Source organism: Ignavibacteriales bacterium, from assembly GCA_016700155.1.
Lineage (GTDB): Bacteria > Bacteroidota > Ignavibacteria > Ignavibacteriales > Ignavibacteriaceae.
The window spans coordinates 2,679,662-2,692,526 of the sequence record CP065001.1; the positions used below are offsets into that span (position 1 = coordinate 2,679,662).

General features: G+C 36.8%; 12 protein-coding genes. 5 read left to right on the top strand and 7 right to left on the bottom strand.

Annotated elements, in window-relative coordinates:
• The first annotated feature begins 29 nt into the window (after window positions 1-29).
• From IPM56_11345 to IPM56_11365, 5 genes are all read left to right on the top strand, one after another.
• Entirely contained in the window at window positions 30-1,631 is a 1,602-nt protein-coding gene (locus IPM56_11345) for a glycosyltransferase family 39 protein (GenBank protein ID QQS34854.1), read from the top strand.
• A 13-nt stretch (window positions 1,632-1,644) separates the two neighbouring features.
• Window positions 1,645-2,298: a hypothetical protein gene (locus IPM56_11350; GenBank protein ID QQS34855.1), complete on the top strand. Its 654-nt coding sequence runs from the start codon at window positions 1,645-1,647 to the stop codon at window positions 2,296-2,298.
• 8 nt (window positions 2,299-2,306) lie between these two features.
• Entirely contained in the window at window positions 2,307-3,446 is a 1,140-nt protein-coding gene (locus tag IPM56_11355) for a bifunctional glycosyltransferase family 2/GtrA family protein (protein QQS34856.1), read from the top strand.
• A 1-nt stretch (window position 3,447) separates the two neighbouring features.
• Complete coding sequence (locus IPM56_11360; GenBank protein ID QQS34857.1) at window positions 3,448-4,953, top strand: glycosyltransferase family 39 protein; 1,506 nt, start codon at window positions 3,448-3,450, stop codon at window positions 4,951-4,953.
• 68 nt (window positions 4,954-5,021) lie between these two features.
• Window positions 5,022-5,456: a nucleoside deaminase gene (locus tag IPM56_11365; protein ID QQS34858.1), complete on the top strand. Its 435-nt coding sequence runs from the start codon at window positions 5,022-5,024 to the stop codon at window positions 5,454-5,456.
• A gap of 27 nt (window positions 5,457-5,483) precedes the next feature.
• On the opposite strand, the gene IPM56_11370 is transcribed toward IPM56_11365, so the two are convergent.
• The 7 genes from IPM56_11370 to IPM56_11400 all read right to left on the bottom strand — a co-directional run bounded on the left by IPM56_11370 (window position 5,484) and on the right by IPM56_11400 (window position 12,852).
• Window positions 5,484-6,173: a serine/threonine protein phosphatase gene (locus IPM56_11370; protein QQS34859.1), complete on the bottom strand. Its 690-nt coding sequence runs from the start codon at window positions 6,171-6,173 to the stop codon at window positions 5,484-5,486.
• A 6-nt stretch (window positions 6,174-6,179) separates the two neighbouring features.
• Window positions 6,180-7,535 (bottom strand): acetyl-CoA hydrolase/transferase family protein, encoded by a 1,356-nt coding sequence (locus IPM56_11375; GenBank protein QQS34860.1) that lies wholly within the window; start codon window positions 7,533-7,535, stop codon window positions 6,180-6,182.
• Window positions 7,536-7,566: 31 nt separating this feature from the next.
• Entirely contained in the window at window positions 7,567-8,688 is a 1,122-nt protein-coding gene (gene ald / locus IPM56_11380; GenBank protein ID QQS34861.1) for an alanine dehydrogenase, read from the bottom strand.
• A 91-nt stretch (window positions 8,689-8,779) separates the two neighbouring features.
• Entirely contained in the window at window positions 8,780-9,733 is a 954-nt protein-coding gene (locus IPM56_11385) for a D-glycerate dehydrogenase (protein QQS34862.1), read from the bottom strand.
• 5 nt (window positions 9,734-9,738) lie between these two features.
• Complete coding sequence (locus tag IPM56_11390) at window positions 9,739-11,358, bottom strand: spore maturation protein (protein QQS34863.1); 1,620 nt, start codon at window positions 11,356-11,358, stop codon at window positions 9,739-9,741.
• Window positions 11,359-11,366: 8 nt separating this feature from the next.
• The gene (locus IPM56_11395) at window positions 11,367-12,383 is read right to left on the bottom strand and encodes an N-acetylmuramoyl-L-alanine amidase (GenBank protein ID QQS34864.1); all 1,017 of its coding nucleotides are present in this window, start codon (window positions 12,381-12,383) and stop codon (window positions 11,367-11,369) included.
• A gap of 1 nt (window position 12,384) precedes the next feature.
• Window positions 12,385-12,852, bottom strand: a complete 468-nt coding sequence (locus tag IPM56_11400; protein ID QQS34865.1) for a pyridoxamine 5'-phosphate oxidase family protein — start codon at window positions 12,850-12,852, stop codon at window positions 12,385-12,387.
• Between the last annotated feature and the right edge of the window lie 13 nt (window positions 12,853-12,865).

A 12,865-nucleotide genomic window follows, 5' to 3' on the forward strand; every position in this document is an offset into this window, starting at 1 on the left:
CCCATCAATCAAAAAATATCCGGAATGAAGTGCTATTTATTATTGGATTTGTGATTGCACTTCATATCCCCTTCCTATCACAGGCATATCACGTAGATGACTGGGTTTATCTTACTGCCGCACAAAAATTTTTGGAAAAAGGATATAGCTCCTTCCATGGATTTAGTGAGCAGATGGGAATCAGTGTACCCAATTTTTATATTACTCATCCGTTGTTATGGCCATGGATAGTGTCGGTTTTTCTTGAGATTGTACAAACACTCAATGAAAATTATATACATCTCCTCGTTATACCATTTTCAATTATAGCTGCGTTATCAGCCCTATCGATTGCAAAACGGTTTACCGAAAATTATTTGATTGTAACGATACTCCTTATTGTCAGTCCTGCGTTTATGTTAATGTCACATGTTGTTATGACGGATATTCCAACACTTGCGTTTTTCCTGATGTCGGTTGGATTTTTTCTTTATGGAATTGAAAATGAATCAACCTCGCGATTAATATTATCAGGATTTTCTGCCACAATGGCGTGGGCTGTTTCCTACCAGGCACTTTTTCTTATTGTGTTGTTCCCTGCCTATCTTAAGATCACAGGCAAAAGTCTCAATTTTAAAAATCTTATTCCAGTTTTTATCCCAGTTTTCTTTTTTGTTTTATGGTGTGTTGATACTGCAATTACTTTTGGTATCCCGCATCCATTCGTCTCCATACTATGGGGTGAAGCAAAAGATGTTTACAGCATCGGGAATTTTCTTCCGAAATTAATTTCAAATATAAATGCGATCGGTGCAGTTGTCATTTTCTCTTTGAGTATTCTGCTCGTCTATTCATCACAAAAGTTTTACAGAGCAATCATACTTTTATTTCTGCCAATGATTTTTCTGTTAACACTCTTGTTTATGGAAGGATATTACATTTCACATAAAATATTATTTTCATTCTTTCTTACGAGTGGAATAATAATTTTTATACGGACTATCATTCTTTTGAAGAAATCAATTTCAGAAAAAAACACAGCGCACCTATTTTTAGCTTTTTGGGCACTAAGTTTTTTTACCGCTATTGCTGCAATTCTGCCGTTGGGAATTGCCAGATATCTTTTACCTGGAGTACTTCCATTGATCATAATTTTTGTAAATGACATTCGGGAATATTTTCCTGTCGGCTATAAAAAAGTGGCATTGTCAGGAATTGCATCAACTTTAATCCTTGCAATCTTATTATCGATGGCTGATTACAAGTATGCAAATGTTTATAAACAATTCGCTGATGAGATAAAGGATAAGTTTCCGGAAAAAAATATCTGGTTTTCGGGGGAGTCAGGATTTCGTCTTTATATGCAAAACAAGGGATTCAGATACTTGCTTATAAATGATGAGCGACCTGTGAAGGGAGATATAATTGTAATCCCGACAGAAATATGGCCGGTAAAGCTTGCGGTAATAAAGGACAGGTCTATACTCCTTGAGCGTATAGCCTACACTTCTGAATTTCCTTTTAGAATTTTGAACCAGGAAGCAAGAGCCGGTTTTTATACTCACATCGGGGCTATGCTGCCTTATTCAATTTCCAGAAGCCGGTTTGAAGAATTTTCTATATACCTTGTTGAAAAATCTGCAATTAACTGATGAGTCTTGATTAATGTACATTGAATTAATTGCAGTCGGAGGAATTTTTTGGACAATCACATATATCCTTATAATAATAAAGGGTTTTAAAGATAAGACCTATGGAATGCCTGCCGCTGCACTCGTAGGAAATATTACCTGGGAATTTTTATACACAGTAAAGTACATTCCTCCAGATATTCAATTTTACAACAACATTGTCTGGTTATCATTCGATTGTATAATTCTATATCAACTTTTTAAATACTGGAGAACTGATATTACCGGAATTTCTCCCCGAATATTTTATCCTTCGATGATCCTGTTTCTTATAACCGGATTATTAATTCATTACTTTATTGCAAAAGAGTTTACGCCTGCGATTGGAGCTGCATATTCCGGATTCGGTCAGAATTTATTAGTGTCTATTCTTTTTCCATTTATGCTTTTTAGAAGGCAATCATTAAAAGGTCAATCCTTAAGTATTGCAATTTCAAAAATGATTGGTACAGCAGGACCCGCAATTGCTTTTTATAAATACCCGGTAGACCTTGCCGGTTCCAAACTAATGGCGTTTATGTTCGTGACTATTTTTATTTTTGATTTGCTTTATCTTATTTGTGTTATTTTAGTCAGATATGGAAAGTTATTTTCATCACAAAAAAGAGAAATTGTTTCAGGATATTAAAAGGTTTAATGAATAAAAGAACTCCCATACTCAGCATAATAGTTCCGATTTATAATGAAGAGAAAACTCTTTCTCTCTGCATAGATAAAGTGAGAAAAATTGAAGATGAAAATCTTAGACTGGAAATTATTCTTGTCGATGATTGTTCAACTGATAACAGCCTTGTTGAAGCAAAGGCAATTGAAAAAAAGTACGGGAACATTAAATTAGTCAGTCATACAACAAACCAGGGCAAAGGTGCTGCTATAAGAACCGGTATCGCTCACACCTCAGGTGATTTTGTAGCAATACAGGATGCTGATCTTGAATATGATCCTAATGAATTAAAAAAATTAATTGTTCCCCTTGTAAATGATGAGGCTGATGTAGTTTTAGGTTCAAGGTATCTTACAGGCGATCTTCATCGTGTGCTTTACTTCTGGCATACACAAGGCAACAGGCTACTTACTTTTCTGTCCAATATGTTCACTGATCTGAATCTGACTGATATGGAAACGTGTTATAAAGTATTCAGAGCTGAAGTAATTAAATCAATTGAAATAGAAGAGAACCGGTTTGGCTTTGAACCGGAAATCATTGCAAAGATTTCACAGATGCGTGTAAGAATTTTTGAGATGGGAATTTCTTACAGAGGCAGAACATACGAGGAAGGGAAAAAAATTGGTTTTAAAGATGCGATAAGAACCTTGTATTGTATACTTCACTATAACGGACACTCTGCACCTATTCCACTTCAGTTTATGATTTACGTAGTCCTCGGAGGAATAGCAGCACTAGTAAATCTGTTTGTATTTATAAGTTTATACTCGATAAATTTACCTGTAGAATATGCAGCACCTATCGCATTTGCCGCGGGTGCAATTGTAAACTATTTATTGATCATCGCCCTGCTGTTCCGTCATAAAGCGAGATGGAGTACTCCGGTAGAATTGTTGCTTTACACATTGATTGTCGCACTGGTCGGTCTATTCGACCTTGGAATTACAATTACGCTGATTGAATCAGGCATATCTCCTCAACTATCAAAAATAATCGCGAGTATACTTGGTGTACTTCTGAATTTCAGCGCAAGAAGGTTTATAGTTTTTCCTGAACCGACACCGGGACCCTGGAAGCCGCAGAATCCGTTCGTTACAAAAGGACAGTAGAATGATCAAGGAGCGGGCTGACAGTAAATCACTTCAAAAATTCATTTCAATATCTCTAGTTCTTTTTTTATTAACAAATCTTGTGTTCGCGGTTTTTCAAGTTAACAATTCACCTTATGATCACGACGAACTACAGCATGTTCACATCGGATGGAATGTGCACAACGGCAAAATTATTTATAAAGATTTTTTTGAGCACCACGGTCCTGTATTTGCATTTTTTAATAGTTTCCATTTCGACATCTTTGCATTGCAGCCGGAGACTGATACTATAGTCACATTGCGGTATGCGAGTTTTATTTCTCTGATTGCAATTTTGTGTATTACTTTTTTGATTGGTCGTGAGATATTTCAATCGAATTTTGCTGGTCTCTTTGCATCTGCATTACTCTCCGGTTTGCTATTCATCCGCGAAGCATCGACAGAGGTCCGACCTGATGTACTGCAAAATGTTTTTTGGCTTGGCGGAGTTTTTATATTTCTTCACGCAATGCGTAAAGAAAAAACCTCACTTCCTTTTTTCTCCGGAATCGTACTTGGTTTAGCAGTCACAACGAACTCAAAAGCCTTTGTGGGTGTATTTGCAATCTACATTTATCTTGCATTGAGCTGGTTTCTGTTCAAAGAAAATCGAAACAGAATAAATAAAGAAGGGTTAATGATTGCATTAGGAATTATACTCATGTTTACAGTGATTGCATCCTACTTCATAATTAACAATGCATTTGACGAATATATCTTTTACAATTTTGAATTCAATTTAATCGCGCTGATGGAGTATCACTCCCGAAATTTACGCGAACTTGCGGGAGTGTTTATAAAATCACAAACTGTTTTTGTTCTGTCAGGAATTGCGGCAGTAGCATTTTTATTATCCGCATTAATCAAATCAAGATTTAAGGTAAACGATAAAAAATATTTATTCTTATTTGTTATTACACTTGTCTCTTCAACTACAATTTTTCTTGGTTTGTACAAACAGCAATACATTCTTTTTCTTCCTTTTATATCAATATTAATCTTTTACATTTTTAAGATATTCATCGACAAAGCCCACATAAATAAGAGATATATTTATTACTCAATGATATTTGTTATCCTGTTATACGGTAATATTTTGTATTCCGCTATAGAAGACACTCCATTTAAAAAGACTACTGAACAAAAAAATCAAAACGCATTGACCCGGTTTGTAATTGATAATACTGATAGATCCGATCCTGTCTTTTTTCTCTGGAATAACTGCGGCGGTTACATGTTCAATGAAGATGTTCAGTACTTCTGGCTGGAGAATGAAGGGTTCAAATCTTTTTATAACAGAATAGTTGGATATGAAGTCTTCGGAGACAGATTGATTGAAAAGTTCGAGAAGAAAAATGTCCGGTATATTGTCTCGCCTGAAAAACATTTGAAGAATGTCTTGTCAGAAAAAGCATTCACCTACATCTTAAATAACTTTTCAAATGAAAATGAATTTAATGGGTGCCTGTGGATTAGAAAACATTAATTCACCCTTCAGTTTTTAATTCATTCCATTCATCTTAAATTATACAATAAAAAATTACAGGATTAGCGATGGATGAATTCATATTAGCAGCGATTGCAGAAGCCAGGAAAGGCTCGCGAACGGGAGGAATTCCAATTGGTTCAGTGCTGGTTAAAGATAAAAAAATAATCGGCAGAGGTTATAATAAACGAGTACAGGAAAACAATCCCGTATTACATGCTGAAATCGATTGCCTTACTTCCGCCGGAAGAATAGGATCATATGAAGGAACCATTCTTTACTCAACCTTAATGCCCTGTTATTTATGTGCCGGCGCAATAGTACAGTTCGGCATAAAAAAAGTTATTGCAGGTGAATCAAAAAACTTTCCGGGTGCTGTGGAATTCCTTAAAGCTCATGGAGTTGAAGTGGTTGATATGGAGAATGAAGAGTGTATAGGTATGATGAAGGATTTCATCAGTTATAACGAAAAATTATGGAATGAAGATATCGGGAAAACTTAAAGGCAAAACTAAGATGCAGTTTTATTTCTACTCTATATCTTCTTTATAGGTTGAAACCGAAAGTGTGTCGATGATTTTATCCCTCTCAACTATAACCGCACTAAGTTTATTGCCGGTATAAACTGAAGTATCGATGTAGACAGCATTGTTTGACTTCATAAATGTAACTTCCTGCTGACGGGTATGACCGACAATCTGCAGTTTATCAATATTAAGCAGCTCATCCCGCGTCCACAAAATACCGTGTTCACTCATAAGTTCAGATCTTAAGAATGGATCGAGTGATTCAATTTTATCAAAAAAGTTCTTACCAAGTTTTGATTTATAGTGAGTGGAAATTCCTGCGTGAGAGATGAAACAATCCCGCAGATAATAGAATAATGGAGCATTAATAATTCGATCAAGATGCTGTGAAATGCTGTCGAATCTTCCGCTGTAAGAGTTTATAGTTTTTTCAGATCCATTGTACATCCATATTCTGCCAAGTTCATGGGATGAATCTTTGATAAAATAATAGAACATAAGATCGTGATTGCCAGCCGTAAAATTAATTTTTTCATTTATTATGAATTCAAGGACTTCATAACTGAAGTTACCCCTGTCGACAAGATCACCAACGGTGTAAATATTAATGTACGGATACTTTTTTCTAATCTTTGAAACAAGTTCCTTGAGTGTATTGAGACACCCATGTATATCACCAATTACTGCAACCATAAGGAACTATATAAAGAAATTCTTTTTAGCGTAAAAAGTTAACTCGTCTCTGAAAGAAGGGTGTGCAATATTAATCAATGCCCTTGCCCTTTCCTGAACTGTTTTGCCGAACAGATATGCAATACCATATTCGGTAACTACATAATGTACATCACCTCTTGAAGTAACAACTCCCGCACCCGGTTTTAACTGAGTGACTATCCGTGAAATGGTATTGTCTTTAGTAGCTGAAGGAAGTGCTATGATAGGCTTTCCGCCTTCGGACCTTGCAGCGCCTCTGATAAAATCAACCTGTCCGCCAATTCCGCTGTACAGTCTGCTGCCTATTGAATCAGAACATACCTGACCTGTCAAATCTATTTCTATAGCAGAATTTATAGCTGTCATTTTATAGTTTTTTGCTATTACAAAAGGATCGTTCACATATTCCTGAGGATGAAATTCAATGACAGGATTATTGTGAATGAAGTCATAAGTTTTTCTGGTACCAAGAACAAATCCTGCTATAATTTTTCCGGGGTGAAGTGTTTTTCTTTCGCCATTAATAATTCCGTTTTCGACTAACTCAATCAACCCATCGGAAAACATTTCAGTATGAACACCAAGATCTTTACGGTCTCCAAGATATTTTAAAACAGAGTCGGGAATTGCTCCAATACCCATTTGCAAAGTGGCGCCATCTTCAATCAGACTGGCAACCTGTTCTCCAATTTTATCATATACTTCAATTAATTCTTTTCCTGCATTTGGATCAACCTGTGGAAGTTCCTTAATTGCTTCATCGTGTTCAACGAGATAATGAATTTTATTTATATGAATAAAGCAGTCGCCCAATGCTCTTGGCATTTCACTGTTTATCTGAGCAATAATTATCTTTGCCCTATCAGCAGCGGCTTTAATTGTACCGACATCGACACCATAACTGCAGAATCCATGTTCATCCGGTGGTGAAAGGTTGAGAAGACATACATCAACATCGATTACACCTTTCTTAAACATCAAAGGAACCTCTGAAAGGAAGATAGGAATAAATTCAGCACGACCTTCGTTCACAGCTTTACGCGTGTTTGCACCGATGAAAAATGCTTTGTGTTTAAAGTGTTTTTCCATTCCCTGTTGTGTATACGGCAGTTCTCCAACAATTAGTATGTGGTAAACAGTTACATCCTGCAATTCATCTTTGCGTCTAACCATTGCTTTTACAAGCTCAAGCGGAACAGCACATCCGGGCTGTACAACAACATTGTCGCCGGACTTTATCACTTTAACTGCTTCATCAGCCGTTACCGTTTTTTGATTGTAGATTCTGAGAATATTTGTAGGCAGTGTATGTTTTGTTCTTTTTTCTTCCAAGGTCAGCATAGTTTATTTTATAAAATTTCCTGTTTAAGAATTAATTTGTAGAAAACACTCTGAGTCTTCTGTATTCAATATTAAAAATATTTGCAATAGGTTCATTTGAACAATAGCCGCGGTATGTGCAGACACCTTTTGCTAATCCGTCATCACCAAGCAGGGCTTCCGATAATCCATTATCGGCAATAGTATGAATATAATTTAACGCAGCATTATTAAGTCCATAACTTGCGGTTCTTGCAACCAATGCAGGCATATTCGGCACACAATAATGAATTACATCGTGCATAGTATAAACCGGACTTGATAATGTTGTAATTCTACTGGTTTCTATACATCCGCCTTGATCAATTGAAACATCAACGATCACTGAACCTTTTTTCATCTCTTTGACCATTTCTTCAGTTACGAGGTGCGGTGTTTTTTCACCTTTAATTAATACCGCGCCAATTAAAACATCTGCAAACTTAACACCACGGGTTATGGTGTAAGGATTTGCCATGACTGTGGTAACTCGTTTCTTAAATAGTGAATCTATCTTTCGCAGCCTGCTTAAATCCTTATCAATAACTATTACCTGGGCTCCTCTACCAACAGCAGCGCGTGCGGCAGTAGTACCAACAACACCGGCACCGAGGATAACCACAGCGGCAGGTGCTACGCCCGGAATTCCGCCAAGAAGAATCCCCCTTCCGCCTTTGGTTGAACTTTCCAGATATTTTTCAGAAACCTGAATACATAGCTGTCCGGCAATTTCACTCATTGAATGAAGCACTGGAAGTCCTACTGTATTTTCAATCAGTTCATAAGCAATTGCTGTAATATTTTTTTTGAGAAGCTGATCTATTACATTTTTTTTCCCGACGGCAAGATGTAACGATGAGAAAAGTATCTGGTTATCCTGAAGTAAAGAACACTCCTGTTCACTTAGAGGTGCTACTTTAACCATCATTTCGGCGCGTCCGTATGCTTCTTCCGTGCTGTAAACAATGTTGGCTCCGGTCTTTATATAATCTTCGTCACTGAAATGACTTCCCTCGCCTGCACCACTCTGAATATAAACTGTATGACCTGCCCTGACCAGTGAATCGACTCCTGCCGGGGCTAATGCAATTCTTTTTTCCTCATGAAGTGTTTCTTTGGGGATCCCTATTCTCATCTATAAACTCTCCTTTTAAGTGCTGCAAAATTACCGATAACTGTTGTGACATTCAACCGCGAAGAGCGGCTTATAAGTCGATTTTGTTGTTTCAATTAACTGGAGTAAGTGGTTTTTTACCGGACAGAACCGCCGCGATATTTTTCGCTGCCAGCATAGCCATAGCATTTCGGGCTTCGATTGTTGCACTACCGATATGCGGGAGTAACACAACGTTGTTTAATGCTGATAGTTTCGGGTTTATGTTTGGTTCATTTTCAAAAACATCCAATCCGGCAGCAAAAATTTTATTTTCTTTTAACAATTTAATTAATGCTTTTTCTTCAATCACTTCCCCCCTTGAAGTGTTAATTAGAATTGCGGAAGACTTTAACAATGATAATCTTTCAGCATTAAGCATATATTTAGTTTTCGAATTTAAAGGTAGGTGTACTGAAATAATATCTGCATTCATCAAAAGTTTTTCCAGGGATACTCTCTTTGCCGTGATTTCATTTTCCATTTTTTTATTTGCAATATCTGAGAAATAAATGATACTGCAGCCGAAAGCTTTTGCCCGCTGTGCAACTGCATTCCCGATCCTGCCTGCGCCTATAATTCCAAATGTTTTATTCTTCAGTTCCATTCCAAGCAACAACTCAGGTTGCCAGCCTTTAAATTTTCTTTTAATAATCATTGAATGACCTTCAATCACTCTCCTTGCGCAGGAAAGTACTAATGTCATAGTCAGGTCAGCGGTTGAATCAGTTAAAACATCCGGAGTGTTAGTTACAACGATACCTTTTTTCTTAGCATAATCGATATCAATATTGTTGAAGCCGACGGCATAATTAGCAATCACCTTGCAGCGGGTTAACTTATTGATCACATCCTTATCGAATTTATCTGTGAGCAGTGCAACTATACCATCTGCATCTTTTGATTTTCTAATAAGTTCATCTCTCGAAAGAGGTCTGTTCTTATTGTTTATTAAAATCTCAAATCCGTTTTGCCGCAGAAAGTCTATTGCGACTGATGGTATTTTTCGTGTGACAAGAATCTTCATTTTATCTAAAACAATTGTTTAACAATAAATAATGCCGCAAGGATTCCAATTATGTCTGCAATAAGTCCTGCAGGAAGTGCATGTCTTGTCTTCTTAATATTAACAGCCCCGAAATAAACCGCCAGCACATAAAATGTAGTTTCAGTACTTCCGTAAAAAGTTGATACAAGTACACCCATAAAAGAATCCGCACCGTGAACTGAAATTATTTCTGTCATTATCCCGAGTGAACCACTTCCGGATAGCGGTCTCATCAAAGCCATTGGCAGCGCTTCTGCAGGCATTCCGATCATACTTAAGACCGGCTCCAATAGATCAACTAACCAATCCATTGCACCGCCCGCTCTGAAAATTCCAATTGCCATTAACATTGCTACAAGGTAAGGGATTATTCTGATGGCGATGTTGAATCCTTCTTTTGCACCTTCAATAAACTGCTCGTACACTTTTACTTTTTTTACAGCACCATAGACGATGAAAGAAATTATAAGAAACGGGATAGCAAAAAATGAAATTGTCTGAATAACATTCTTTACAGACTCCGGATTAAATAGCGACGACAAAACCATTAGCAAGCCGCTTCCACCGAAATAAAGAATAACGAAAGCTGCAATGATTATTGCAAGAATGCTAAAAATTATTTTAAGAGTGCCGGTATTCTTCTGCGATTTGAGCGAAGTATTATTAGAAGAAAACTTTTCAAATATTTTTGCAGACGTTACTCCTGCAATTGTGGCACAACAGGATGCAAATAAGGAAGTACCTATAATTATTGCCGGGTCAGAACTTCCTGATGCTGCTCGAATAGCGATTGCCGTTGCTGGAATCAAAGTGATACCCGCTGTGTTGATAGCTAAAAAAGTTATCATCGCGTTTGATGCGGTAGTTTTATCCGGATTAATTTGATTCAACTCTTCCATTGCTTTTAACCCGAAAGGTGTTGCAGCATTCCCGAGCCCGAGTGTATTTGCTGAGATGTTCATAATCATAGAACCAATTGACGGATGATCAGGAGGAACATCTGGAAAAAGTCGCTTGGTTATAGGTTTGACTATCTTCGCAATTAATGAAATGAGTCCGGCTTCTTCAGCTATTTTCATAACCCCAAGCCAGAGTGCCATTATTCCAATTAACCCTAGCGCAATGTTTACAGCTACAGATGCGTAGTTAAGAACTTCATCAGTAACATTCTTTAATTTTATAAAACTAACACTTTCCAGTTTGATTGATGAGACTGCTTTACCTGTTGAATCAAGACTGAAAGATTTTATCGTAGCCGTTATATCATCTTTTTCTCCTGAAGCTTCTGCAATTTCTTTTAGCAGCTTTGTTGCTGAGTCATTCACCCTAAGTATAGCTGCCCAAGTTGTTTTATTTGAATCAGTCTTTATAAAACTTTTAAAAGTTATATCGTTTTCAGACTCATCATTAAATGAATTTTTATATGCACCCGAACCAAGAATAACTTCGTAATTGAGTTTTGGGTTTTCAGAATCAATTTTCCTGACACTGACTTCTATCGATTTGTCGTTAGCGAATTTGTTTTTGTTGCTGTCACTTAAATCAGTGACTAATGCAGTACCAATACCAAGTACAATTAAAGCTAACCAGACATAGTTAAGCATAGTTATCCTTAATAAAGTTTTCGTGTGAATGGGAAAGAATGGTTACCATTCTTGTTCGCTGCAATGATTCTTAATTCAGAATACTTTTTTTCTTTTTTCAAATCTACTGAAAGAACATTTGTTAGAGTATCATAACCGAATTCCGACTTAACAGAATCAGTATAAACTTTGATTGAATTAATATCTATCCCCGACGAATCGGAAATGAAAAAAGTTTCAGTAACCGTTGAATCGTTTTCCGATCTGCTTCTAAATTTAATTTCAGGAATACCTGCTTTAAAATATCTGCATAAACCTTTAAAGATTCCCCAGGCTTCTATTTTATTAAAGAACTCATCAGCTAATTTTTGTTCCTGGATTTTGTGAGTATGAAATCCGCATTCAACAAGCACTGCGGGAATTTCAGTCAGCCTTAACACTGAAAAACCATCGCCGGGATAAACTGAGTAATCAGAGTAAGTTCCATCGAATGAACCCGGTCCGCCGGAATTTCTCATTGCATAAGCAAGATCACGCTGAATGAATTTTGCGATATCCCTTTCACAAGGTTCATAGTTATAATTTTCTGCCAGGGAATGAAAGTAAGTAGAAGTATAATTTGTATAATCATCGCCCTCCAGCGGAGGTGCGTTGTGATGAATGCTTATGAAAATATCTGCCCCGCTTTTGTTTGCCATTTCTGATCTTAACTTTAGCGGAACAGTTTCATCCAGCTCACGTGACATTTGAACAACAGCCCCCGCAAGGATAAATAATTTTTTAAGTTCAAGTGACACACTTAAATTTACATCCGCTTCAATGGCAAGTCCCTGATAGCCCCTGTTTTTACGGTCCTCGCCGCCATGCCCGGGATCAATAAATATCATTTTGTTTTTTATGTAAGGAGAATAGACTTCGATAAAAGCTGATAATTTTTCCAGTGAGTTTAACTCCGGCGGTACATCATAATAAAGCGAACTTACAGACGAACACGATACAAGTGATAGCAAAAAGATCAGGCAGAGAATTTTCAAAGCCTGTTTCAAATCATCCCCCGATTTCTTCAACCGCCTGAATTTCTTCCGTATCTATAATCACGATACGCTCCGTACCACTAAATTCAATTTCCTGCTGAGTGCTGCTGTCAGAAAACTTCTTTATATAATTTTTCTTTAGATCATCAATAAGTTTTACATCATCAACTTTTCTTAAAACACCGGTTATGGTTATTGAGACAAAATGGTAAATAGGAGAATTTTTTGCTTTTGAAGTTTTCCTGTTTTCACCGGGACGAATAATTCCAAAACTAACGAGGTGATCAAACTTAATGCTGTTAAATATCTCTTCCTCATCATTAAAAAAAACGTAGATGTTCTTATCCATGTAAAGATAGTTCGTCGGAAGCTGTATTATCTGGTCTTCATCATTCAATACAGCGAGCAATCCCGCTGAGTTTGAATTAAGTTCTTTTTCTATTATTTCAAGGTCTCGTATTTGTGTGATTTGCTTTTGCATAATCTGTCATCCG

What these genes read in the sequence shown, in the direction of transcription:
- IPM56_11350 (QQS34855.1), top strand. Translation starts at nt 1,645, where the DNA reads ATGTACATTGAATTAATTGCAGTCGGAGGAATTTTTTGGACAATCACA.
- IPM56_11355 (QQS34856.1), top strand. Translation starts at nt 2,307, where the DNA reads ATGAATAAAAGAACTCCCATACTCAGCATAATAGTTCCGATTTATAAT.
- IPM56_11360 (QQS34857.1), top strand. Translation starts at nt 3,448, where the DNA reads ATGATCAAGGAGCGGGCTGACAGTAAATCACTTCAAAAATTCATTTCA.
- IPM56_11365 (QQS34858.1), top strand. Translation starts at nt 5,022, where the DNA reads ATGGATGAATTCATATTAGCAGCGATTGCAGAAGCCAGGAAAGGCTCG.
- IPM56_11370 (QQS34859.1), bottom strand. Translation starts at nt 6,173, where the DNA reads ATGGTTGCAGTAATTGGTGATATACATGGGTGTCTCAATACACTCAAG.
- IPM56_11375 (QQS34860.1), bottom strand. Translation starts at nt 7,535, where the DNA reads ATGCTGACCTTGGAAGAAAAAAGAACAAAACATACACTGCCTACAAAT.
- ald (QQS34861.1), bottom strand. Translation starts at nt 8,688, where the DNA reads ATGAGAATAGGGATCCCCAAAGAAACACTTCATGAGGAAAAAAGAATT.
- IPM56_11385 (QQS34862.1), bottom strand. Translation starts at nt 9,733, where the DNA reads ATGAAGATTCTTGTCACACGAAAAATACCATCAGTCGCAATAGACTTT.
- IPM56_11390 (QQS34863.1), bottom strand. Translation starts at nt 11,358, where the DNA reads ATGCTTAACTATGTCTGGTTAGCTTTAATTGTACTTGGTATTGGTACT.
- IPM56_11400 (QQS34865.1), bottom strand. Translation starts at nt 12,852, where the DNA reads ATGCAAAAGCAAATCACACAAATACGAGACCTTGAAATAATAGAAAAA.